This is a genomic window from Desulfoconvexum algidum (assembly GCF_055382125.1).
The window spans coordinates 2,756,127-2,780,673 of the sequence record NZ_AP042394.1; the positions used below are offsets into that span (position 1 = coordinate 2,756,127).

The 24,547-nt window shown below is 43.4% G+C and carries 23 protein-coding genes, 1 tRNA gene and 1 pseudogene; 17 read left to right on the forward strand and 8 right to left on the reverse strand.

Annotated features, from left to right (window positions below; all coding sequences use genetic code 11):
• Positions 1-42: 42 nt before the first annotated feature.
• Positions 43-408: an IS66 family insertion sequence element accessory protein TnpB gene (tnpB, locus tag ACZ45G_RS12670; protein ID WP_464178616.1), complete on the reverse strand. Its 366-nt coding sequence runs from the start codon at positions 406-408 to the stop codon at positions 43-45.
• 64 nt (positions 409-472) lie between these two features.
• Positions 473-754 carry an IS66 family insertion sequence element accessory protein TnpA gene (gene tnpA / locus ACZ45G_RS12675; protein WP_464178618.1) on the reverse strand — a complete coding sequence of 94 codons (282 nt, stop codon included), beginning with the start codon at positions 752-754 and terminating at the stop codon, positions 473-475.
• Positions 755-1,275: 521 nt separating this feature from the next.
• Between tnpA and ACZ45G_RS12680 the strand changes: the two genes are divergently transcribed.
• Positions 1,276-1,488: a hypothetical protein gene (locus ACZ45G_RS12680; RefSeq protein ID WP_464178621.1), complete on the forward strand. Its 213-nt coding sequence runs from the start codon at positions 1,276-1,278 to the stop codon at positions 1,486-1,488.
• Between the two features lie 255 nt (positions 1,489-1,743).
• Here ACZ45G_RS12680 and ACZ45G_RS12685 read toward each other — a convergent pair.
• Positions 1,744-1,966 (reverse strand): annotated as a pseudogene (locus tag ACZ45G_RS12685) (IS4 family transposase); the annotation flags it as partial.
• Between the two features lie 650 nt (positions 1,967-2,616).
• Between ACZ45G_RS12685 and ACZ45G_RS12690 the strand changes: the two are divergent.
• Positions 2,617-2,841 (forward strand): PEP-CTERM sorting domain-containing protein, encoded by a 225-nt coding sequence (locus ACZ45G_RS12690; RefSeq protein ID WP_464178623.1) that lies wholly within the window; start codon positions 2,617-2,619, stop codon positions 2,839-2,841.
• Between the two features lie 550 nt (positions 2,842-3,391).
• Here ACZ45G_RS12690 and ACZ45G_RS12695 read toward each other — a convergent pair.
• Positions 3,392-4,801 (reverse strand): transposase, encoded by a 1,410-nt coding sequence (locus tag ACZ45G_RS12695; RefSeq protein ID WP_464178625.1) that lies wholly within the window; start codon positions 4,799-4,801, stop codon positions 3,392-3,394.
• 827 nt (positions 4,802-5,628) lie between these two features.
• On the opposite strand from ACZ45G_RS12695, the gene ACZ45G_RS12700 reads away from it, so the two are divergent.
• The 4 genes from ACZ45G_RS12700 (at position 5,629) to istB (ending at position 8,684) form a co-directional block, all read left to right on the forward strand.
• Positions 5,629-6,075, forward strand: a complete 447-nt coding sequence (locus ACZ45G_RS12700) for a hypothetical protein (RefSeq protein WP_464178627.1) — start codon at positions 5,629-5,631, stop codon at positions 6,073-6,075.
• Between the two features lie 78 nt (positions 6,076-6,153).
• Positions 6,154-6,474: a hypothetical protein gene (locus ACZ45G_RS12705; protein WP_464171865.1), complete on the forward strand. Its 321-nt coding sequence runs from the start codon at positions 6,154-6,156 to the stop codon at positions 6,472-6,474.
• Positions 6,475-6,483: 9 nt separating this feature from the next.
• Entirely contained in the window at positions 6,484-7,962 is a 1,479-nt protein-coding gene (gene istA, locus ACZ45G_RS12710; protein ID WP_464178527.1) for an IS21 family transposase, read from the forward strand.
• On the forward strand, positions 7,959-8,684 hold the full coding sequence (istB, locus tag ACZ45G_RS12715; RefSeq protein ID WP_464171863.1) for an IS21-like element helper ATPase IstB: 726 nt from the start codon (positions 7,959-7,961) through the stop codon (positions 8,682-8,684). Before istA ends, istB begins: the two co-directional genes overlap by 4 nt.
• Positions 8,685-9,112: 428 nt before the next feature.
• Here the strand turns inward: istB and ACZ45G_RS12720 are convergent.
• Positions 9,113-9,199 (reverse strand) — tRNA-Leu (locus ACZ45G_RS12720).
• Positions 9,200-9,318: 119 nt separating this feature from the next.
• Between ACZ45G_RS12720 and ACZ45G_RS12725 the strand changes: the two genes are divergently transcribed.
• Genes ACZ45G_RS12725 through ACZ45G_RS12770 form a run of 10 tightly spaced genes read left to right on the forward strand, consistent with a single transcriptional unit; the run spans position 9,319 to position 19,606 of the window.
• A complete protein-coding gene (locus ACZ45G_RS12725) occupies positions 9,319-10,263 on the forward strand; it encodes a bifunctional riboflavin kinase/FAD synthetase (RefSeq protein ID WP_464178629.1) in 945 nt (314 codons plus the stop codon).
• Positions 10,250-10,774 carry a peptide deformylase gene (def, locus tag ACZ45G_RS12730; protein WP_464178631.1) on the forward strand — a complete coding sequence of 175 codons (525 nt, stop codon included), beginning with the start codon at positions 10,250-10,252 and terminating at the stop codon, positions 10,772-10,774. Before ACZ45G_RS12725 ends, def begins: the two co-directional genes overlap by 14 nt.
• Before the next feature lie 26 nt (positions 10,775-10,800).
• Positions 10,801-11,748, forward strand: coding sequence for a methionyl-tRNA formyltransferase (fmt, locus tag ACZ45G_RS12735; protein ID WP_464178633.1), 948 nt, complete (start codon positions 10,801-10,803; stop codon positions 11,746-11,748).
• Positions 11,745-13,091, forward strand: a complete 1,347-nt coding sequence (rsmB, locus tag ACZ45G_RS12740; RefSeq protein ID WP_464178635.1) for a 16S rRNA (cytosine(967)-C(5))-methyltransferase RsmB — start codon at positions 11,745-11,747, stop codon at positions 13,089-13,091. The genes fmt and rsmB overlap by 4 nt, the downstream gene beginning before the upstream one ends.
• Entirely contained in the window at positions 13,088-14,089 is a 1,002-nt protein-coding gene (locus tag ACZ45G_RS12745) for a PASTA domain-containing protein (RefSeq protein ID WP_464178638.1), read from the forward strand. Before rsmB ends, ACZ45G_RS12745 begins: the two co-directional genes overlap by 4 nt.
• The gene (rpe, locus tag ACZ45G_RS12750) at positions 14,080-14,730 is read left to right on the forward strand and encodes a ribulose-phosphate 3-epimerase (RefSeq protein WP_464178640.1); all 651 of its coding nucleotides are present in this window, start codon (positions 14,080-14,082) and stop codon (positions 14,728-14,730) included. Before ACZ45G_RS12745 ends, rpe begins: the two co-directional genes overlap by 10 nt.
• A gap of 9 nt (positions 14,731-14,739) precedes the next feature.
• The gene (locus ACZ45G_RS12755; RefSeq protein WP_464178642.1) at positions 14,740-15,294 is read left to right on the forward strand and encodes a glycine cleavage system transcriptional repressor; all 555 of its coding nucleotides are present in this window, start codon (positions 14,740-14,742) and stop codon (positions 15,292-15,294) included.
• Between the two features lie 37 nt (positions 15,295-15,331).
• A complete protein-coding gene (locus ACZ45G_RS12760; RefSeq protein ID WP_464178644.1) occupies positions 15,332-16,702 on the forward strand; it encodes a DUF711 family protein in 1,371 nt (456 codons plus the stop codon).
• Between the two features lie 23 nt (positions 16,703-16,725).
• Positions 16,726-17,910: an MFS transporter gene (locus tag ACZ45G_RS12765; RefSeq protein WP_464178646.1), complete on the forward strand. Its 1,185-nt coding sequence runs from the start codon at positions 16,726-16,728 to the stop codon at positions 17,908-17,910.
• Between the two features lie 16 nt (positions 17,911-17,926).
• A complete protein-coding gene (locus tag ACZ45G_RS12770; RefSeq protein ID WP_464178648.1) occupies positions 17,927-19,606 on the forward strand; it encodes a B12-binding domain-containing radical SAM protein in 1,680 nt (559 codons plus the stop codon).
• Between the two features lie 352 nt (positions 19,607-19,958).
• On the opposite strand, the gene ACZ45G_RS12775 is transcribed toward ACZ45G_RS12770, so the two are convergent.
• Genes ACZ45G_RS12775 through ACZ45G_RS12785 form a run of 3 tightly spaced genes read right to left on the reverse strand, consistent with a single transcriptional unit; the run spans position 19,959 to position 22,961 of the window.
• Positions 19,959-21,065 (reverse strand): SPL family radical SAM protein, encoded by a 1,107-nt coding sequence (locus ACZ45G_RS12775; protein ID WP_464178650.1) that lies wholly within the window; start codon positions 21,063-21,065, stop codon positions 19,959-19,961.
• The gene (locus ACZ45G_RS12780; RefSeq protein WP_464178653.1) at positions 21,062-22,081 is read right to left on the reverse strand and encodes a hypothetical protein; all 1,020 of its coding nucleotides are present in this window, start codon (positions 22,079-22,081) and stop codon (positions 21,062-21,064) included. Before ACZ45G_RS12780 ends, ACZ45G_RS12775 begins: the two co-directional genes overlap by 4 nt.
• Positions 22,074-22,961 carry a phosphoribosylaminoimidazolesuccinocarboxamide synthase gene (locus ACZ45G_RS12785; protein WP_464178655.1) on the reverse strand — a complete coding sequence of 296 codons (888 nt, stop codon included), beginning with the start codon at positions 22,959-22,961 and terminating at the stop codon, positions 22,074-22,076. Before ACZ45G_RS12785 ends, ACZ45G_RS12780 begins: the two co-directional genes overlap by 8 nt.
• 260 nt (positions 22,962-23,221) lie before the next feature.
• Between ACZ45G_RS12785 and ACZ45G_RS12790 the strand changes: the two genes are divergently transcribed.
• Positions 23,222-24,481, forward strand: coding sequence for a TolC family protein (locus ACZ45G_RS12790; protein WP_464179945.1), 1,260 nt, complete (start codon positions 23,222-23,224; stop codon positions 24,479-24,481).
• Positions 24,482-24,547 lie beyond the last annotated feature (66 nt).

Consider the following 24,547-nt stretch of genomic DNA (forward strand, 5'->3'; position numbering starts at 1 on the left):
TTTCACAAGTCATGCTTTTATATAGCATAACTGCTTGAAAATTTATAGATTTTTTAAGTAAATTGTTGAATAATTCAAGGTTTTATGGGCTTGTTTTTGGCTGATATCAAGCCCGTCCATCAACCAGGTAAGTTCTCTTTTTCCGATGGTCAAAATCTCTTCTTTTGAAGACGGCCATTTGAAAGAATGCTTTTCAAGCCTTTTATGCCATAGACAGAATCCATTCCTTTCCCAGTACAGAATTTTAAGCATATTTTTTTGGCGGTTACAAAAAACGAATAGATGGCCGGAAAAGGGATTAAGCTCCATCTGTTCGCTGACCAGAATGGATAATCCGTTAATAGATTTTCGCATATCGGTAGTGCCCAAGGCCAGATAGACCTTAATATTGACTGAAGATAAAAACATTACACCCCCTTCAAGGTCAACAAGACCTGTTCTAAGGTATCAGAAGAAAAACCATCCGGAATTTCTATGGCATAGTCTGATTTAACAATAAGTCGCAGGGGGGATCTACTCTCATTTTGGTAAAATAAAATTGAGTATCAGGCTGTGTGGGAACCTGGACAAACTCTATCGGCAAATCTTTTCTTTGAAGTTTACGTTTCCAATATGTAAAGCGATTGGGTCTCAAACCGTTTTGCCTGCAATATTCTACTTGGCTTAACCCATTACGGGTCCACGCTTTTATATGGGTTTGCCAGTATTGGTAACGCTCTTGATTCGGATTATCCTCTTGAATTTGATCTGTCATAATTGATTGAGCCTCCTTAGATATTTAAGTTTGGCTTAATATGTCACGGGTCAAACCACATGAAAAGATGGGGTTTATAGAGCGCTTACCTACAACCGAATATCCTAATAGGTTTCAAGTCTGATGGAAACTCTGTTGGTTCTTCGGTCCACCATCTCTTTAAAGGTAGCATTGTATTAGGCTTTTTCGACAACAAGCTGGACAATTATCCCTTTGAATGGTTCCCTTTTCGCACTTGTTTTTTATTTTTACTGTTGACTTGGACTGGAGTAGAACCGTGAGATGCATTGCTCCGAGTTTTTGCCGTAATGCCTGAAGTCCTTTGAGTTCATTTTTTGATATATTGTGATATATTTTACCCAAAAATATAACTTTATTGTGCTAAAAGCATTTTTAAATTTTGGGTCACAAATGCTAAGAGCTCTATCAATAGAAGAAAGTCTACTCTGGCCTCGTTTTTGCAATATTCTTTGTTGTTGAACATTTATTGAATTTACCACATAGTTGTTGGAGACATAAAAATGAAAAAAGTTATTGCTGTTATTATCTCTGTCGGATTTCTTTTAGTCCCTATTGCTACACAAGCTGATACTCTTTTATCCCCCGCTATCACAATACCAGGGCCAACTGCTATGCTTTTTCTCGGGTTTGGCCTTTTAGGAATTGCAAGTATCGGTAGAAAACAACTTCAGGAGTTAAATACAGATGAAGAAAAAAATATCATTAAAAAATAACAATAGACAATCAATATATGACAGACGGATGTTATCATATGTGACGTATTCCCCTGAAAGAAGGTCTGGTAACGATAGAAGGTTTAGCGGTTATAAACTCTTTGCTTTGACAGAAAGTGTTCGTCTATCTTATCAAGGGTTATTAAAATTTTAAACCAGTAGTGTTCTTTCAATTTGATATATTGGTTACCTGATTTTTGCGGGAAACCTCTCCATTGCGGTTATTAATGTACTTGACGTAACAAAATTATAATTGACCTTCTCAGACAATTTATAAACTTTTCGTAACCTATACATGGCTAATTGCATTATCCTAAGTTAGCGCATCAAGGAAAGTTAGGTTGGCCAATTCTTCATTGCAGGCTCTGAATAAATTTCCAAAGGACCGTTGGTCAACGCTTTTCCTTTGGAACAGACTCAGGATATTGTATCTGGCCATTACCAGGGAAGTGTGTCCGATCAAACCATCATAGTTCCTTCCTGGCATTCATGTTCCCATTATTCTCCGAAAGGAACCCCTAACGCAATATTTCGGGCTAATGCTATGTAAAGAAACGAAAAATAAGTGGATCAACCCGAAGTGCTTCTGGGCAAGCATGCCGAGACATATTTACAAGCATTAAGAAAACTTGCAGGAAATTAGGTGTTTCATTTTGGAATTACCTTATGGATCGAGTCCAGAATAAAAAGGACATCCCCTTGCTATCTGATATTATGGCCGCAAGGATGCAAGCTACTTCGATTTCAATATAATTCCTCTCCCGCATTTATTGAGAAGTTACTATCAAGACACTCAACTACTTTGAATATTTAAAATATCCGGTATGCTGCCAAACTCAATTATGCCAGTTTGTACAACGACTATGTCCTAATCCAAGCAGGGCTTTAAGTCAATAAAGAAAATCTATATTTCTGCTCAAGACCAGACAAAGTGTGTACTAAAAATACAATAATTGTAACATTTTTTACATAAATACGTACTTTTTTTACCAAAATAATTACCAAGAATAGACCGAAAATCACTAAGAAGCCCTTCGTTAAGGGAATGTTGCTTGTGGCACTCTTTTTGCTGTATCAGTTACTGTTGTGTGCTTATGGACTGAACCATACTGATTCGGAGAAAGAAAAATGAAAAAAGTTGTTGTTGCTGTATTATCCTTTGGTCTACTTTTACCCCCTGCCCTGAGCTGGGTTCATGTCCATATACACAACCTATCAGAACCAACTACTATGCTTATTCTTGGCGTTGGCCTTTTGGCCCTTGCAGGAATCGGTAGAAAACAACTCCAGGATTTTAATACACATGAAGAAGAAAATATTATTAAACACAGAGAAGAAACGCTCACCATATGACAGACGGATGTTATCATATGAAACGTATCATTGATATCAAAATACCAGATGTCCCCATCTTGCTTTACATCACTTGTATGAAGTTGTGCAATCTCTTCACGCCTGAGCATACTCAACAACGCCACCCGTGGTATCCAATAATGATGTCCAGAGCTTCCCTCAGTTACTTTGAGGATCGACCTTACCTGATCATCGGTGAAGGCACCAACACTCTCCGTACTCTTGGTTTTGGTTTTTGGTAGCTTGATGTTTAAGGCAGGATTACCTTCGATGTGCCCTTGATCCATGCAGTACCCAATCAGTCCACTGAGATAGGTCATGTGCTTGCTGACACTCTGAATGCTGATGGTGGAACCCTCGTATTTATCAAGGTCAATATCTTTATGTTTCATCAGGTACTTTGTGGGTAGTTTGAGAAGTCGATCCCGATGTTTGATCACCCAGGTCCGATTGATTGCACCTACAACTGTATCACCTTCAAAGTGTTCCAGTACCTTCCCAATGCCTTTATACTCGATCTTCAAGTTTTTTTAGCCATTAACACCTCTACTCAAGCAACATTTTTGTATTTTAACGATTCTGTAGGTTTAAAATTGTTTATATCTTTTGTGATCATATGTTTTTTTGATTCCTCAAAATTAAGCAAATTGTCCTTCAGTATTGAATATTTATGGTCCCTTTCTTTATATGGATCTTCAGAATCAAGAATATCGGTAATAAACAAAAATAAGCTTTCAAGATTAGTTTGGCGTCGTAGGCAACCTACAGTCAGTGCGGGAAGATTGTTTTTAAACCGGGCTTTTTGTTCCGGATGAAAGAAAAGACAATGATCAACCAGAAGGCTCAGGATCAAGCCTCTGCGAGACCCCTTTTCACCTTGCAGCTTGGTCAATGTAGCCCATCCTTCATTGGCTTTCCAGTCCTGAATAAAAACCTCCACTAGCCATCTTTGTGAATATGCTTCCACAATATCAATGGTTCTCCAACTCAGGTCAGAGGCAATAATATAGCGGTATTGGTCTTCACCTTCATATTTAAGCGCAATAACAAAAAGTTTTCTGCCAAAACTACAAACATGTATTCTGGCACTTCCTATGGTAGCTGCTATAATCTTACCTCCACGGATTCGCATTTCTTGAGCAACGCCAGGATGTTTTGAAAAATACTCGTCCACAGTTTGTCTTCGATTCCGGATAAAAACATTCTGCGTTCTGCGTATCTGGCTAATTATTTGAGCATTGTTATACACTTTTGAAACACCTGTGAAAAACTGCCTTGTTCCATACAGAGCATCTGCAATGATGCAGTTTATCACAATGCTTGAAAAGCACTCGTTGAAATGTTTTACCATGTTAATAGCAATTTCAACTTTTGTTGGAAACTCAGCATTTTTTAAAGGCTTTGGAGGGCGTTGTTTTGCTGAAACTCCTCGTTTTTTAAGCTTATCGTTAGTTTTTTTCCATGCAGTATACTCAGGATCTGGCATGTAAAATTCAACGCCAACAGGGATGCTTATCTCTGGAGTGACCAATATCATAAAGACTATTCCTTGGCCCATAATATATCCACCACTGGCTTTATCTTTGAGTTTGTGAACATGCCAAATATTTTTTGTGTTCTTAGATCGGTTGTTATCAGTGTCATCTATAACAAGGGATCCCTGGCTGATGCCATAAAATTTAAGAATGGTTTCTACACTATATTGAAGTAATCTTGACCATGGAATTGGAGAATGGTAAAAAACCCAGGAAAGGGCAGCAGTACTATATCGACCAAAGCTGGCCCGCTCAAATTTTGCCCAGCACACTGACTTTGTAATAAGGATACCCATAAGGCAAAAAGCAAGCCAATATTTTTGTGTGTTCGATAGCCTTTTATCGGATTTTTGTTGCGAAATAACATCATCTAATGCATTTACAAATTCAGTGATAAAAGGGACTATTTTTTTTCCAATAACCATTTGAATCTCCTGACTATAGTATATGGAACCATTGTCAGGGTATTTGATATTGAAGTGATTGTCTACAGTTAATTGAAAATTATTCATGTTGATTATTAAATTATATTTGGTTATAGATTCAGAGGGTGCCAGCCAGCGAGAATGTTAAGGGATTGAGAAGAGTCGAGATTCCGAGTTCTGCTGGTTGACGCCCAATTTGTCTTATTGCTTGTCTATATAAAAACTTGAAGATCGAGTTATAGTCACTGACCGTGGACTTACTCCAACCGGGATCATTGTACGCTTTGATCATTTTTTTGATGGTTGGGCCTGTGGGTTTTACCGTTTTTATCTCTGGTTGAGTCCCTACCTTGCCCTCAATGGCCTCACCTTTGATATTGATAGCACGGTCCTCATGCAAGTTGATCACCGCTTCAAGGAGCCTTTGCGCTAATTGTCTGGTACTATCCTGATCTGCATCTGGGCCAATCTCTCTGTAAGATGCTTAACCTTACCATAATCCCTGAGTGCCAGAGCCTCTTCATATTCACCCTGTTGCTCGATATTATGCTCAAGCCTCTGTTGAACCAACTCCAGGCTTCGGACAGTCTCACGGCTTTGATCATCCAGTATCGTGAGGACCTTTTCAATATGCTGATCCACAAGTTTATCAATGGTTTGTTTATCAAGATTGTGATCAAGATTTTAATTCCGCCCCAAAATCCGGGAATGTACTTCCCCGGCCCGATTTAATTCAATCCATCTAATTCCCTTAAAAATAAATTTTTCAAAATTTAATTTCTTCCATATAATTCCATTTCGTACCCAACGATGTTTACATGGAGGGAATGATGGATCCGATACCTTGTCCCGGTTGCGATTCGTTTTTTGTGCCAAGAAATAAACTACAGATTTTTTGTACCGATCCGGATTGCCAAAGAACCAGAAAAGCCCTATGGCAAAAACAAAAATTGGTATGTGACCCGGAATACAAAAAAGATCAAAAATTGGCTAATCAGAAATGGCTTCAGAATAACCCCGATTACTGGACAAAATATCGTCAAAGAAATCCGAAAAAAGCCGACAGGAACCGCTCTTTACAGAAAATCAGAAACTGTAAAATTCAAAAAAACAAGGTCCATTCCAAGGCATCAAGAACTATCGGTATTGCAAAGATGGACTCGAGCAAGTCCTGGAACCAAGGGCTTTTAGGCCAATATTGGCTTGTTCCCGTCGTTGCAAAGATGGACCCGGTAAAAATTTTTATCGCTACAGCCCCAGTCTGTTCGCCATAATTGCAAAGATGGACTCGAGGACTGGAGAAAAATTTTGTGTTACAGAGATCATGAACCCCATCAGGCCAGGAGGGCATCATGATAAGAAAAAAAGTGCTTATTCAAGACCGGATACGCCGTACCGGCAAGAGTTTTTGTTTTATCCCTCACCGTTTCCTTACAGACGGATTTTTACAATCATTGACCCGGCATGAGTTGGCATTATACCTGTTCCTTGTGTTGGCCTCAGACAAACATGGACTTTCATATTACGGAGACAAAAGCATCTGCTCTAAACTGGGCCTTAAAGAACAAGACTATCTTTTTGCCCGCAGTTGCTTGATCCACAAAGACCTTATCGTTTATGACGGCACCCTGTTCCAGGTGCTTTCCCTGCCGAAAAGTGCCCATAAAATATAAGGAGGAGCAATGATTGACATGAGAATGATTTTTGAAATCCACCGGTTAAAAGATATGGGAATGTCCAATCGAGAAATCTCAAAAGCAATTGGCTGCAGCAGGAAAACGGTATCAAAGTATATCTCCAACCCAGAGTCGAAACCATCTAAAAGGAAAGCCCGGACGCTGAAACTGTCACCATACCACGACTATATCCGGGAAATAATAAACAGATATCCAAAGCTCAAAGCACCCGTTGTTTTACGTCAGATACAAAAAAAGGGTTTTGATGGCGAAATAAGCATTTTGAGGGATTTTCTGCGTAAAATCCGGGGACAGTCCTTAAAAAAGCAGGCGTATAGCCGATTTGAATCAGAACCCGGGCAACAAATGCAGGTTGACTGGGGGCATTTTGGGACCATCTCCTATGGAAAAACCAAAAGAAAGCTGTATGGGCTTGCCGTCATCGAATCCCACAGCAGGATGCTTTATGTTTCTTTTACCCATAGCCAGAAACAAGAAGCCCTTCATCAGGCTTTGTTTGATGCCTTTAAGTATTTTGGCGGCCCTCCGGAAGAACTTGTGGTGGATAACATGATCACAGCGGTGACTGAACGGACGGGCGCTCTGATACGTTTTAATGGCAATTTTCTTCATTTTTTACTCCCCCTTGGTATCAAGCCTGTGGCCTGCAATATCAGATCTCCCCATGAAAAAGGAAAAATTGAAAGAAGCATTCATTATATCCGGCACAATTTTTTGCCATTAAGAGAATTTAACAACCTACCAGAACTCCAGTCCCAGGCTATGGAATGGTTAAACAATATTGCCAACACCAGGACACATAGTACGACAGGAGAAATCCCGGTAAAAAGACTTCAGAGATACCGACTTAAAAAGTTTCCGTATCCTGCCCCGGATTACAGGGAAATACACTCCTTATATGTCCATAAAGATTTTTCCGTGAGATTTGACTCCAATACGTATAGTGTTCCGGTTTGGACGATTGGTAAAACTGTTGTTTTGAAAGCAAATCAGGAAAAAGTATGGATGTATTACAAAACCCGATGTATTGCCGTCCATGCTCGGTCCTGGGAAAAAAAACAAAGGATCGAACTCGAATCCCATAAATCACAACTTCATAAGCTTAGAAAAAGAAGGCTTGCTGACAAAAACGTTCTTGCCTTTTTGTCTTTGGGTCAAACGGCGCTGGATTATTTGAATGAACTTGAAAAAACAAGGTCTCCATTAAAAAAGGACATCATCCAGATAATGACCCTGAAAGACAAATATGGAGACAGTTCAATAATTATCGCCCTGAACAAAGCATTGGATCTAAAATTATATGGTGCGGGTTATATCCAGAATATTCTTTACCAGGAGATGACACCCAAAACCTGTCATCCACCTGTGAAACTGAAAAGTGATACTCTCAACGAGATAAGACTTTGCTCCCCAAACCTTGCAGAATATGATGCTCTATTCCTCAAAAAAAGGAAAAAGACATGAATACCGTTATAGAAAAGTTCAAAACATTAAGGCTAAGAAATTGTGCCCAAAACATAGAAAGCATCATTGAACAGGCGAACCAAAAAAACCTGTCTCCCCTTCAAGCCATTGAACGGTTAATCGACATTGAAATCGAAGAACGGGATAAAGCCAGGATGGTATTAAGGTTCAAGCAGTCCGGGCTTGATACAAAGGTCACCATTGATCAATTTGATTTTAATTATCACAAGTCCCGACAGGCTCAAAAAAGTATAATCTTAAACCTTATGGATCTTGAGTTTATTGAGAAGAAAAAAGATATCATCATGATTGGCAATCCTGGCACAGGAAAAAGTTATTTGGCTAAATGTATCGCCTTTGCTGCGACCCAGGCTGGAATAAAAACGCTTTTCACTACTGCCATGGATATGATCAATCATTTGATAGCAGCGGAAGCGGATCATAATCTGCTCAAAAAACTTAAATATTATCAATCACCGGATACTTTAGTCGTAGATGAAATTGGGTACCTTCCGCTTGGCCAACAGGGATCAAATCTGATTTTCCAGGTAATCAGTGCAAGGCATGAGAAAAAATCTACCATGATTACAACCAACTTGCCATTTGCCCAATGGGGAAACATTTTTGACAGCACTACTGTTGCCACAGCGATTGCTGACCGTCTTGTGTACAACTCTGATATCCTTGTATTGGAGGGCCCAAGCTATAGAAAGAGGAATTAATCGAAAAAAATAAAAACTGAAAAACTGGTAATTTTTTAACCGGCATATAAGACCTCTTGATCGTTTTTTTTAGTATCAAAATGGATAGGTACGTCCTAACTCAGGTGTGGGGCATTTTGGAATCCTGGTTTTGGGGCAAAAACAAATCCCTGATCACAATCAAGATGTTTTTTCTTCATGATACCTCTGAGGGTCGATCCGAGTTTATTTGAAATGAGTCTTGCAGCATCCAGGTTACCCCCAATGCTTCTTCTAATGCTATAGCCTAATGTTTTTCGATGTCTTGCTGGAATGTTGAATCTGAATCCGAAAATATTACGTCTTTGCTCTAAATACAAAAACTGCCACCATTACCTTTCAGTACCGTTAAGTACCACTTAGTATCGATGACAGTCAGTATCCGTCAAGACCCTTGATGCTCTAAGGATTGGTGCCGAAGGGGAGATTCGAACTCCCACAAGTATACACTCGCCAGTCCCTGAAACTGGTGCGTCTACCAATTCCGCCACTTCGGCACACTCTTTACCGCCCGTTTGAAAGCAATTAAGGATTGCTTAAAAGCGATGGGTAGGCTATATATCTTTGTTTATGCCAATTGTCAAGACTATATTATTCCAATTGAAAAAAGGGACCCATGGAATTAATTGAAAACTTAGATCAAATTAACAGCCCGTTTAAAAACGCTGTTATCACTATAGGAAATTTTGATGGTGTCCATAAGGGCCATCAAGCGTTGTTGCATCAGGTCATGGAAAAAGCCGATGAAATAAACGGCACCTCCATTGCGATTACCTTTGAGCCCCATCCTTTAAGGGCACTGGGCATTTCAAGCCCGCCTCTAATTACTCGGCATGATCAAAAAACAGAGCTAATTGAAAAATCCGGAATTGATGTCCTGATCTGTATTCCCTTTGATAAAGCATTTGCATCCATCACCGCCCATGATTTTATCGAAATCATCCTTGTGAATAAAATAGGGATGAAGGGGATCATTATAGGGGCGGACTATTCCTTTGGAAAAGATCGGACCGGAACCATCGAGTTGTTAAAGTCCGAAGGAAAACGGCTGGGATTTGAAACCATTGTTTCTCCTTGGATCAATGATACAAATGCAGGGATTGAACGGATTTCGAGTACCCGGATTCGTGACGTCGTTATGGAGGGAAAGGTGGAGCAGGCAATGAAATACCTGGGCCGGCACTACCAGATAAGGGGAAAGGTTATCAGGGGAAGAAAAAGGGGGGGAAGTCAGTTGGGGTTTCCCACTGCCAACATCAAACTTCATGATGAACTTTGCCCTAAGATTGGGGTTTATGCTGTCAAGGTTGAAACCATTCAAGGATCATTCCTTGGGGTGGCTAATATTGGTTTTTCACCCACCTTTGGGGATCATATGTTTACCATTGAGGTGCACATTCTTGATTTTAGTGGTGATCTTTATGATACACGGATTCGGATTAATCTGGTGGCCCGGTTACGGGATGAAAAAAAGTTTTCTTCCATCGATGAATTGTCCGAACAAATTAAAAATGATGTTAAAATTGCAAAGGAAATTTTAGAAAAAAATGGCTGTTCGTAATGTTGTAAAGTATCCGGAAAAATCTCTCGCCCAGCCTTCTGTAAAGGTGGATGTCATTGACGATGGGATCAAAGAACTGATTAAAGATATGGGAGATACCATGTTCCATGATATAGGGGTTGGCCTTGCCGCTCCCCAGATAGGCATTAACAAGCGGGTTATTGTATATGATTCCCATGCCATGGATCCTGAATATGAAAAAGAAACCAGAGAAATCACCGCATTGATCAACCCTGAAATCATTGCCAGCTATGGCAGTTTTATTTCAGAAGACGAAGGCTGCCTGAGCGTGGTTGATTATCGGGCCGATGTCAAACGCTTTGAGAGGGTCACAGTCAAAGCCCTGAACATTGACGGTAAACAGCTGGAGTTTGATGCAGACGGGATCTTGTCGGTGATCATGCAGCATGAAATTGATCATTTGAATGGTGTTCTCTTCATTGACCGGATCTCTTCCCTGAAAAGGGCCATGTATAAAAAGAAGCGGATGAAAGAATTAAAAAATCAATAATAGAGAACCAATCGTATAAAAAAATAATGAAAAAAAATAATATTATTTTCATGGGAACCCCTGGGTTTTCAGTCCCGGCATTAAGGGCTCTTGCGGCCCAGGACAATTTTACTATCAGCCTTGTGGTTACCCAGCCCGATCGGCCCAGGGGCCGGGGGAAAAAATTAAGTTTTCCACCGGTTAAAGAGGCAGCACTTGAGCTAGGTTTTGATGTGTTTCAGCCTGAAAATCTCAATACCCAGGAAGGCTTTGAACGACTTGCGGCCATTCATCCAGACTACTTTGTGGTGGTGGCCTTTGGTCAGCTTTTGTCCCAGAGAATCCTGGATATCCCCAGGATATATCCCATAAATATTCATGCCTCTCTTTTGCCCCTTTACCGGGGAGCCGCGCCCATCCAGGCGGCGGTGATGAATATGGATACAACAACCGGCATCACCACCATGGTAATGGCCAAGGGCATGGATTCAGGAGATATTCTGCTGACCTCATCAACCCCCATTAACTCGGAAGAAACCGCCCAGGAGCTCCATGACCGGTTGTCCGTCATGGGGGGACAATTGATTGTTGAAACCATTCAAAAAATAAATAAGAACACCCTGACCCCCATTCCCCAAGACCATTCCAAGGCCACCTATGTGCCCATGCTGAAAAAATCAGATGGAAAAATTGACTGGACCCGTTCCAATGGCGCAATCTGTGCCCATATCAATGCCATGACCCCCTGGCCCGGCGCCTTTACTCTCTTGGAGGGGAAACGGTTCAAAATTTTTAGGGCTCTTCCCAGTGACCGAGAGACCTCACTTGATCCCGGACAAATTTTCCATTGCAATGGGTCTGGCATTCATGTGGCAACAGGCGAGAATGCGGTTGTAATTCTTGAACTAATGGGATCCTCTGGAAAGAGATTAACGGCAGATGCCTTTTTACGGGGGCATAAAATTGATCTTCCGGCCCGGTTTGAATTGCTATGAAGGTTGATTCGCGCCAGATGGCACTCAAGATTTTGATGCGGTGTCAAAAAAGAACCTGTACCCTGGACAAGAGCATTGATGCGGCTCAAAGCCAATTGGAAGGTCTGTCACGTCAGGATCGAAACCTGTGCAATGCAATTGTATTTGGGGTATTGCGTCACAGGGAGTATCTTGATTTTATCATTAAATCTTTTTCGAAAAAACCCTTTGCAAACCTGGATATTTTGGTGTTGTATATTTTAAGGATTGCCCTTTTTCAACTCTTGTTCCTGGACCGGATTCCCGCTTTTGCCGCCATCAATACCAGTATTGAACTGGCGAAAAAACAAACGAACCAGGGGACTGCAGGCTTTATCAATGCCGTTCTCAGGAATGCCGAACAAAACCACCACACCCTTGCCCTGCCCGACCTGGATAAAAATTTATTGGCCCATATTTGTACTGGCCACAGTTTTCCTGGCTGGATGATAAAAAGATGGATAGGGTTTTATGGTGGTGAAAAAACCCTCGCCCTTTGCCGGTCCATCAACACCATCCCCCCAATTACCCTGCGGGTCAACACATTAAGAATGCAAAGAAAACCCCTGGGCGCTCTTCTTGAAACCCAGAACTTTATAGTTGCGTATACAAATGAAAGCCCGGACGGGATCAATATTTCAAGCCCGGGGAAGCCTGTGACCGAGATAGAGGGATTTTCACAGGGCCTCTTCCAAATCCAGGATGAAGCGGCCCAGCTGGTGAGTCAAATTTTAAATCCCAAACCAGGTGAAATAGTTCTGGATGCATGTGCCGGACTTGGGGGCAAGGCCTGTCATATTGCCCAGTTAATGAACAACCGGGGGCAGATTATTGCAGCTGACCTGGAATCCCATAAACTTGAAAGCCTTGAAGCTGAGGCACGGCGACTGGGAATTGAAAATATCCGGGTACGGCAGATTGATCTGTTAAAGGCCACGATAAAAGATTTTGATGGATATTTTGACCGAGTTCTTCTGGATGCTCCTTGTTCAGGACTAGGTGTCATGCGCCGAAATCCCGATACCAAATGGAAACGGACCCTAAAGGATGTACTCAGGCTTTGTGCCCAACAAAAAAAAATGCTGAACGCAGCGGCAAATCTTGTCAAACCCGGAGGCATACTCCTATATGCGGTCTGTTCCTGTGAACCCGAAGAAAATGAGCAGGTGATAACGGCTTTTTTACAAAAGCGAAAAGATTATTCTCTGGACACAACCATGGAGGGGATCAAAACTGCAGATCATTTTTTTAAAACATATCCCGAGGGGCAGCATATGGACGGTTTTTTTGCCGCCCGACTAAAAAGGGCTAATAAAACCCCATGAAACCATTTTTAAAATATGGTTTTGTTTTTTGCATGGCCGTTTTCATTTCCGGAGCTGTCGCTTATTTTGCCGTCAGCGTTTTTACAAAGAGTGCCAAGGAGATTATTCTTCCCGAGCTTAAGGGGAAGAATATTATCTATGTATTGGAAACCCTTACTCACCTGGGACTTAATCCCAAACTCCATGGCACGCGCTTCGATGACATTATTCCTAAATACGGGGTGACCTTCCAGGATCCCCCTGCCGGCAGCACCATAAAAAAAGGTCGGGATGTGGTTATTACTATTTCCAAGGGTCACAAGGAAACTATCCTTCCGGATTTACGCCAAGTCCCACTAAAAACGGCCCTTTTGATCCTTGAAAAAAAAGAATTCAAACCTGGAACCCTCTCCTATGTTCACTCGGACAGCACCGGAAAAGGTCAAATAATTGCCCAATACCCCCTGGCCTTTTCCAGGGTAAAAAGTAATTCCCTTTGCAATTTGCTGGTCAGCCGCGGGCCCGAGTCCATGGCCCAGGTGATGCCAGAGCTGACCGGGCTTGGTCTGAATGCCGCTGTGAACCTTTTGGAAAACCGGCATCTCCTGGTTTCGAAAATTCGTTCCAAAATTGATCAAAATATGGATCAGGGTCTTATCTTATCCCAGACGCCTGAATTTGGGAGGCCCGTGTTTTCCTACACCCCCATTGAATTGATTGCCAATGGCACCAGGGACGGTCTTTCCATTGAACCCAAGAATTTAAGGGGGCTGATTTTGGTAACCCATACCTTAAGCCCTGGATTTTTAAAAAGACATGTCCGGGTGGAAACCGATTATCTGGGATTTCCCCTTGATTTGTTCAATGAATTTTTTAAACCGGGAAAAGAGATTAATGTATTGATTCCTGCTGGAATTAAAACTAAAATAAATATTTTTGTTGATCATGAACTTGTAAAAACACGACTCATTGATCCGTGGAATCCGGACAATGATACAGGAGAACTATTATGGGAATAATTGCCCCGTCTATATTATCGGCCGACTTTACCATTCTGGGTGAAGAACTTGCCAGGGTTGAACAAGCAGGTGCCGACTGGATTCATATTGATGTCATGGACGGCCAGTTTGTCCCTAATATCACCTATGGCCCCATTATTGTAGAAGCTTGCAAACGTGCAACCCGACTTAAATTAGATGTTCATTTGATGATTGAAACGCCTGATCTTATTATCCCTGAGTTTGCAAAGGCCGGCGCCGATTACATATCGGTCCACGCAGAAGCCTGTCCCCATCTTCACAGGAGCCTTCAACTCATTAAAAGTTTTGATGTCAAGGCCGGGGTTGCCTTGAACCCCGGCACCCCTCTATCCGCCATTGAGTGGGTCATTGATCAACTGGATTTTGTCCTCATCATGAGCGTTAATCCCGGATTTGGCGGACAAAAATTTATCGATTCCAGTATTAACAAGATTGCGGCCCTGTCCCAATTGCTCAAGGAAAAAAATTCTTCTGCCATTATTCAGGTGGACGGCGGCGTTAATTGCGATTCCATCCATAAAATTCATGCAGCCGGGGCCACCTCCTTTGTGGCGGGTTCGGCCATTTTCAAAACCCCCGATTACACAAAAACCATTTCAGCCCTGCGACAGGCAATGTAAAGGTAAAAAATGAACAAACTGATCGTCACTGTCCTGGGAAAGGACAGACCCGGAATTATTTCCCAGATATCTGCTATTTTATACGAGAACGAGTGCAACCTTGAAAATGTCAATCAGATGATTCTGCAAAACCAGTTTGCCGGATTTTTCTTTGTTGAACCGTCGTTGGGGCTTGGCCAGGCTCAACTTGAGCAAATTTTCCTTGACCGAACACAAGGCACAGGCCTGACCATCCATGTCAGCCCCCTGGGGACAAACGGCGGTGTACAAGAAGAAATACAAACAGAAATTTTTTTAATCACCACCATAGGCCCCGATCAAAAAGGGCTGGTGGCCCGATTTTCAAGCATTATTGCAAGCTTTAATGCCAATATTATTAATCTGAAAGCCGTGTTCAAAGGGGGCAGCGACCCCAATGCCAATGTCATGTCCTACCAGGTGAGTATAACCCCCGACGTCGATGCCCCTGCCATGTTCAAGGCCCTTAGAGAAAAGGGCTGTGAATTGAATTTGGATATCCGGATCCAGCATAAAAATATTTTTAACGCCATAAATAAAATTTAATTGTAAAATACAATTTTAAAATAGAACAGGAAAAACCATGTTTGATGATTATGAAATAATGTCGACCATAGAAATGGTAAAAAATGAAAACTTGGATGTCCGTGCCGTCACCATGGGGATCAACCTCTTTGACTGTGTCAGCCACGATCTTTCAGTTTTCAAGAAAAAAATAAGAAACAAAATTATTTCCCATGCCGCTAACCTGGTAGAAGTCTGCGATGCTGTGGGAGAAAAATATGGGATCACCGTGGTGAACAAGCGCATCTCCATCAGTCCCATTGCCCTTGTGGGAGCCCCTTTTTCTTCAAACCAGATGGTTGAAATCGCCCATGAACTCAATGATATTGCCAAGGAGGTTAATATTGACTTTATCGGTGGGTTTTCAGCCCTGGTTGAAAAAGGCATGGCCAATGGAGATAAAGCCCTTATTGCCGCCATTCCCCGGGCCCTGGCGCAAACCCAACGGGTCTGCGCTTCTGTGAATGTGGCCACCACAAAGGCTGGCATTAACATGGATGCCGTTCTTTTAATGGCCAGGGCTATCAAAGAAGCCGCTGCCCTGACAGCCGACGACGACGGAATTGCCAGTGCCAAACTATGTGTTTTTGCCAATATTCCCGAAGACATGCCTTTCATGGCCGGGGCTTATCTGGGAGTGGGGGTTGCCGATGCCGTCATTAATGTGGGGGTCTCTGGCCCCGGTGTTATAAAACAGGCCATCCAAAGAAACCTGAAAGATAAACACCACAGTCTGGGCCAGATTGCAGAAATCATTAAACGAACCGCCTGCAAGGTCACCCGTGTAGGGGAACTCATCGGTCGGGAAGTTGCCCAGAACCTGGGGATCAAGTTCGGTGTGGTGGACCTGTCCCTTGCGCCCACGCCAACCGTGGGAGACAGCATTGGAGAGATCTTCCAGGCCCTGGGGCTTACCCATATCGGGGTTCCCGGGTCTACGGCAGCCCTTGCCATGCTAAATGATGCCGTTAAAAAAGGCGGTGCCTTTGCCAGCTCCCATGTGGGGGGACTTTCCGGGGCGTTTATACCGGTGAGTGAGGATTTAAATATTGCTGAAGCCGCCCACAAGGGGTATCTGACCATTGAAAAACTCGAGGCCATGACCTGTGTCTGCTCCGTGGGGCTCGATATGGTGCCCATTCCCGGGGATATTACCGAGGAATGTTTGGCGGGTATTATTGCCGATGAAATGGCCATTGGGATGATCAATGCCAAAACCACTGCCACCCGTTTGATCCCTGTACCCGGGAAAAAAGCAGGCGACAAGGTTTATTTTGGCGGTCTTTTGGGAGAAGCCAGGATCATGGCAGTTCCCCATTTTGATCTGAAAGATCCCTTTGTCACCTTTGGCGGCCGGATTCCGGCCCCCATCCACAGCCTCAAAAATTAGAAGTTTTTAATTCGGAACACTCCATGATCCCAGCAAACACTAGCGACACCTCCCTGGGCAAAGTGAATTACAAGATCATTTTTATTCTGACCCTGGTTCATTTTACCGGTGATTTTTATTCCTCATTTTTCACACCGCTCCTGCCGGCCTTTGTGGATAAACTGGGTCTGACACTTGCCCAGGTGGGTCTTATCACAGGTCTTATCAGGTTTCTGGCATTTATTGTCCAGCCCGTGGTGGGCTATATGTCAGACCGCCATGAAACCAGAAAATTTGTAATTACCGGCCTGTGTCTTGCCTTCTTTTGCATCCCCTTTTCCGGCCTGGCCCCCAATTTTACCTTGTTGCTTTTGGTGCTTTGTCTGGGATCCATCGGGTCCTCCATGTTTCACCCCGCAACAACCGGTATGGTGCCCTTGTATTCAGGCAACAGGACCGGCTTTTGCTTGTCCATATTCAATACCGGCGGTACCCTTTCCTTTGCCCTGGGACCTATATTTATTACCTGGTATGTAGCAAGATATGGCCTGGAAGCCATGCCCTATACCCTTACCTTCGGTCTTGTGGCATGTATATTCTGTTTTAAATATCTGCCAAAACCTGTTTCAGAAAATATGTCCCATTTAGGGTTTATGGGTTCCATGAAAGAAAGCCTTGGCAAAGTTTACAAACCCATTCTCCTGATCTGGGGAGTCATGGTGTTGCGGGCTATCACCGGCCAAACCTTTATGACCTTTATGCCCATTTTTCTGGCCAATAAAGGCTATAACCTGACGTCTGTGGGGCTGATTTTTTCTCTTTTTATCATGGGAGGCACCCTGAGCGGGCTTCTGGCCGGTTATATGGCAGACCGGACCGGCTTTAAAAAGATCTTTCTTTTCTCTTTTGTATTGATGCCCCCTAGTTTGTTATTATACCTGTTCCTGCCCGGACCCTGGATTTATTTGACTTCTTTTCTGGCAGGGTTTACCGTGTTGGCGTCCCTGCCCCTGGGGGTTGTCATGGCCCAGAGGCTGGCCCCGAAATCCCGGGCCATGGTCTCAAGCCTGATGATGGGATTTGCCTACGGACTGGGGGGTATTTTTACCCCCATTGTGGGAAAATTGGCTGACATCTATGGCCTTGAGACCATCCTTTTTTATTCCGCATTTATCCCCCTTTTGTGCCTTGTCCTTATCGTCAAATTTCCCGATGTTGACCAGACCTAAACCCGGATTATAAAAGATGAATTTTCCAGAAAAAAATTATAAAGCCTCCAACAAAACCTTAAATATTCTTTTGGTGCAGCCCCCCATTGAAGAATTTTATCTCACCTCCAAAAGAACCATTCCCTATGGGCTTGCCTCTATTTGTGCAAGCCTTGAAGCCAAGGGGTATTCAAGTCAAATCCTGGATGGGCTTGCCACGGACAAATCAAAATCAATTGCCTATCCGTCCGGGTTTTCCTATTTATCCCCCTACTATGGAAGGGAGGATATAAGTCTTTTCTCCCTGTTTCACCAATTCAAACATTTTGGATACAGCTATGAACACATCGGGACAAGGGTCAGGGATATAAAACCATTTTTGGTGGGTATTTCATCCTTATTTACGGCCTATTGCGACCAGGCCCTGGAAACAGCAAGGGTCATTAAAAAATTTTATCCCCAGGCCTATATTGTAATGGGCGGCCACCATCCCACCCATTTTCCCGAAGCGGTTTTAGAGTGCAAGGCAGTAGATTTTGTCCTTAGGGGTGAAGGAGAAAATTCTCTTGGGCTTCTCTGTGATGCACTGAAAAACAAAACCGCCCTTGACAAGGTTCCCGGCATTGGGTTCAGGGATAAGGGGAAAATAACCCTCCATCCTCCTGTCTGGATAAAGGATTTAAACCAACTCCCCCTGCCAGCCCTTGACTGTATAAATCAGGCGTATTACCAGCGCAATAAAAAGGCCGCCATCACCATGGTTTCCAGCCGGGGCTGTCCCATGCATTGTACCTATTGTTCTGTATCTGCCTTGGCCTCCCATGGTAAATTTCGTCAACGGGATGTGACGGAGGTGCTCAAGGAGATAGAAGAACAAGCCAACCGATTGGATATTGGGTTTATTGATTTTGAAGATGAAAACCTGGCCCTGGAAAAAAAATGGATACTGGCGCTCCTATCCGGGCTTAACAAAATTTTTAAAGGGAACTCCCCGGAACTGCGCGCCATGAATGGGCTGTATCCCCCCTCCCTTGACAGGGAAATCATGACGGCAATGCAAGTGGCTGGATTTAAAACCATTAATCTTTCCATGGGCTCTTTTTCCAGGGACCAGCTTATGCGCTTTAAACGACCCGATGTCAGACGATCCCATGACCGAGCGCTTTCCCTTGCCCAGGATCTGGGGTTAACCTGTGTCTCCTACGTGATAGCGGCCGCCCCGGGGCAATCTGCCACCTCCTCCCTGAATGACCTGCTTTGCCTGGCACAAAGAAGAACCCTGGCCGGACTTTCTATTTTCTATCCCGCACCGGGAAGTCTTGATTATGGGGTTTGCCGGGAAAAAGGTCTTCTTCCCAAACATTTTTCTTTGATGCGCTCAACCGCCCTACCCCTGGATGATACCACCAAAAGACTTGAGGCGGTCACCCTTTTAAGGCTGGCTCGAATTCTCAATTTCATTAAAACCCGGATTGACAACCATGGGTGCCTCCCCCTTGGGGAAGCCTGTGAAAGTGAAGTCCTGGACGGCGACCGGGATACGATCAGCCTCAAACTGGTACAATATTTTTTACAGGATGGTATTATTCGGGGGGTGGACAAGACTGGCAATCTCTATGCCCATAAAACCGATACCGCTCTATGCCAGAAATTTATAGAGGAAATAAAGAACCTGCCCCTCATGGGAGTAGAAAAAGGTCCCCTTGAATTTTCCTGAATCATGCATTTTTTACAAAATGTGTTGTCTGTCTGTCTGTCTTTCTTTCTGACTGGAGTTGACTGAGGTGAATCGATTGTATCAGAAAATTTCTTTTACCCTTAATATGGCCGATTTTATATCCAAAGGGAACCAGCTCCTTGATCAGTCCTTAGAAGCAAGCCTTTGAACAAGGATGGAATGAGGCCCTCTTCCGGTATAATCTGATTCCTTTTTGTTCATTGTAAAATTTCAAATATTTAATCAGAAGTAAAGAAAAATTTTATGCAGCGTAGTTTTTCATGTAACCCTAGAAAAACAAAGGGCAGGGTCTGTTATCAGGCTCTGCTCTTTGTCACCATATAGTCCTGGGTCATAAAAAAGCGGTATTCAGTTTACAATGAGCGGCCGCACTCCTATCCAGCAAATGGCCCAGCTCCCCTTCTTTCTTAGGAAAAAACCCCATGCATTTTTCCCAGACCTCTTCATCTTCCATGCAAAAATAGACCCTAACATGGGGGGCATATTCTCGAATGGTATCGATGAGTGTTTTGTAAAGATGTATTCTCAATGGTTTGAAATACCGCATCTTATTATCAAGACCCAGGATAAACTCTCCATAAGGGATGGTGGATGAGGGAAATCGTTTTTCAATAATGGACTTTAAGGGGGGCATGAACCTGAAGCTACCGATGCTGATCCAGACGATATTGTCAGGGCTCACATGGGAAAATATGGAATGAACAACCCGTTTATAGGCATCCTCGCATCCTTCATAAACGACTAAAGGATCAAAATGGAAGGCCAGCTTATAGCCCTTTGCTTCACAAATTTTCGCGGTTTCAAGCCGTGAAGTCAGGGCGGCCGTCCCTCGTTCATCGGACCGGATGATCTCAGGGGTATTGACGGACCAGGCCATAACAGTCTTCCCATTGTGATCCAGATCCAGGAGAGAGTCCACATTAATGGTTTTGGTCTTAAGTTCCAGAAGACTGTTGGACTGTTTTGCAAAGGTTTCTATTAAAAACTTTGGCCCCGTACTGATTTTTTCCCAGATAAGGGAATCGGTGTATTCGCCTGTGCCGATGCGATAGATTTTGTTTTCGGAAAAGGTCTGTTTCAGGGGGGGGATAAGGGTATCTTGTCCTGCAAAGTATTGGAGAACCGGGGGGTGGAAATAGGCCTGGAGAATGCAATAGGAACAGTCCATGGTACAAAAGGTGCCGGTGTGTAAAATGGTGTAATCACAACAGGTGTAATGGCTGGTGCCGGGACATTTCCGGATGACGGCCCCCTTGTTTCGGGTGATATACAAGATGGATTTCCCAGCCAGTATGGGATCCTTGGCCGAATTGATCGCATCATACACCGGTTGTGAATCGGTCACCATTTCCGGGGTAAGCCCGACCTTTTCTGTCAAATATTGAATTTCATCGTCCTGGGGGAGGTTGGCATCCATGAAAAGCCGGTTGATTTTCATCTTTTCAAAACCTCCTCTAACATAGGATCGGTCGATACCCTGTCAAGACAAGCCACCCGGGCTGCATATTCTGCAGAGGTTTTAAATTCAAAGGAACAAGCGTAGATCATGCTTTCAAAATTATCCGGTACCACAAATTTTATCCCGGGCCCCAGTTTCAGTGAATTGATTTTTTTTTGGATCTCCTGTCGTTTTTTTTCAAGGGAGGGAAACCGTCTTTCAACGAGATAGCGTCGCAAAAGGTTACCCTTGTGGCCAAGATCCTTGTTGTCAAGCGTCAGTATTTCCTGGATCTGTTTCTCCTGGTACAAATTTTGGGGTGTTATCTTTTCCCTTGCTGCAATTTCCAAAAAATTGGTAATGATCTCCACTTGCTTGCTGGCGGATGTTTTTACAGCGGAAAAAAGATTTACAAAACAATTGGCAAGCTCTGGGGGGCCGCTTGCTATCTTTTTGGCAGATTTAATGGACAGCCGGCCGTCATCCATGAGTTCATGCGCCCTTCGGGGTAAGGTGGCAATTTGTTGGAGATCTTTAATATATCTGGCGTTAAACTGGGTATTAAAAATACTCAATGATTTTTTTGCGATGCCAGCGGCGTCCATGGATCGACCCAGGAGCTCAATGCTTTGAATGAGTTCACCCGGGGTCAATGGCCGGGAGAATGCAGTGTCGGATACGGCACGGACAGCGCAATCTGCTTTTGAGGCCATGGGGAAGATTTGACATGCAACCTTATCCTTGTACCCGTTGTGGACCAGGGCCTTTATCCGTTTAAAGCCTGTGACCAGAATATAGGATTCACTTGGTTCTCCAGATTCCTTTGGTTCCCTTTGGGACCTGACAAGGGGCAGACGTGTCAGACCGGTCTCTCGTATGGACTGGGCCAGGCCGGTGATATCACAAGCTTCTCTTGAAATTTGATACCGGGTATCGGTAAGGTCAATTTTATCCAATTGGATATGCAGCACCTGGGGGATATGCAGCACCTGGATTTCTTTGGGCAAATCAGACATGTTCACCCGTCAATTGGGTAAAAATTTCTTTATAGGTATTGGCGGTAGCCTCGATAAGTTCAGAGGGAAGTTTGGGCCCGGGATGTTTTTTGTCCCACCCCGAGGCCGTCAGCCAGTCCCGGATGCCTTGTTTATCGAAACTTTTTTGCCCTCTTCCGGGTTCATAATCATCAAGGGGCCAGAATCGGGAAGAATCCGGGGTCATAATTTCATCAATGAGGATGATCTCATTGTCCAGCATGCCGAACTCAAATTTGGTATCTGCTATGATGATGCCTCGTTCAAGGGCAAGCTTGGCCCCTTTGTTGTAAATGGCAAGGCTTAAATCCCGTAATTTTTCCGCCTTGTCCTGGCCCAGGATATTTATGGTTTCTTCAAAACTGATATTAATATCATGATCCCCGATTTCAGCTTTGCTGGAAGGGGTAAAAAGAGGGGTCGCAAGTTTATCCGATTCCTTGAGTCCCTTGGGAAGGGGGATGCCGCAAACATGGCCCTCCTTTTGATAGGAGCTCCATCCAGACCCGCTGATATATCCCCGGACAATACATTCAACTTCCAGGGGCTGGGCTCGTTTAACCAGCATACTTCTTTTATCCAGAGCCTTTTTGTAGCGTTTAAATTCCTCGGGATATTCATCCACATTGGTTGTGATGATATGGTTTTTTACAATATCCTCCACCAGGTTAAACCAGAATACGGAGATCTGGTTCAATACCTTTCCCTTGTCAGGGATGGTATCGGGCAACACCACGTCAAAGGCTGACAGCCGATCTGTGGTGACCATCAAAAGGGAATCTTTGGTATCAAATATATCCCTTACCTTGCCCTGCCTTACCAATGACAGGTCGTCAAATTCAGTGCTTGGAATAAGTGTCAATTGTCTCTCCTTATTTGTTTCCATCCATTTTTAATAATTTTAATGATTAATATCATAAATTGGGATATTTTTCTATTATAACCCTAAAGTTTTTGATTAGGTATTTGATAAAAAGGAGTAAGGGTATATGGTAAGAAAAATTTTATATTGCCATCCGTAAGTTGACTTGACGAAAACGGCAAAATCATAATAATGTGGAAAATATTTTTTATTACAAATAGAGGTGATTGATGAGAAGGATCTTATTTAGTTTGTTTTTTATGATTTTTTGTATTGGCTGTCTGGCCGTGTCTGCCAATTCACAACCCCTGTATTCGCTTCAGGATCTATGCCGTGAAGCAAATAAAAATGCTGAAACCATTAAAATAGCGGGCGATGACCTGTTTATTGCCCAGCAGGAAAAACAACGGGCCTTGTCAGTTCTGATTCCAAGGGCGACCCTGTATGGAAATTATCTTAATTACAAAGATGAAGATGCCCTGTCCCCTGACTCGAACACCTTGGGAGCAAAGCTGACCCAAAGTTTTACCCTTAACGGACGGGAATTGATCGCCTATGATGTCAGCAAAAAAGGGATTGAAAAGGCAGAATTTTCCAAGGAATCCGTCCGGTCCGATTACCTGTTTCAAGTTTCCCAGTCCTATTTTCAGACCTTGAATGCCAAACGCCTGGTGGAAATCGCCCAGGCCGATGTGGAACGGCTTGAAACCCATAAAAATTTTGTTCAGGAAAAACTGAGTGTGGGCAATGTTACAAAAACTGCCCTATATCGGGCAGAAGCAGAATTTTCCAAATCTCTTACCAATAAGATTGTGGCTGACAATACCGTCGGCCAACTCAAGGCAACCCTTGTTCGACTCACAGGAATTGAAGATGATTTCAGGGTATCGGCAGACGAGGTTCGAAACATGGATGATTTCACCATCACCCTGGATGAGATTAAAACCCAGGCACTCAAGACCCGGTATGAAATCATGGAAGCAAAAAAGACCGTGGAAATTGCCACCCAGAGCACGAAATATGAACGAGGGGACTATTGGCCGACCCTTTCCCTGGAAGGTGGTTACAGGGATATAGATGCCTCTTATCTTGGCTATGATGGTGAATCGGATAATGCATATATCCAGGCGGGCCTTGTCTTTACCCTGTATGACGGCGGCCTTAGAAAAGCACAGGTGAACCAGCGGTTGGCCGATGAAAGAAAGGCCAGGCAAGCCTTGTCCCTGGTAGAGAAAAAAATTATTTTTGAATCCAAGGTATCTTTTCTTGAATTTGAAACCGCACGCAACGCCCTTGCCAATCTCCAGCATGAGTTGAAATCTGCCCAGGAAAATTATAAAGCCGTTGACATGCAGTTTAAATACGGCATGGCCAACAGCATCGACATAATGGATGCCAACACCCTGCTCGTCCAGGCCGAACGTCGAATCAACAATGCAGAATATACCCTGTATCTTTCTATTTTAAAGATTTTATATACCAAGGGTGATTTGTTGTCCTATGTGTTGGAAGCCTCCTGATCTTGTCCGATATAGTGTATTCATCATGGCGCGTTCATCAATGAACCAGGATTCAATTTTTTGGCA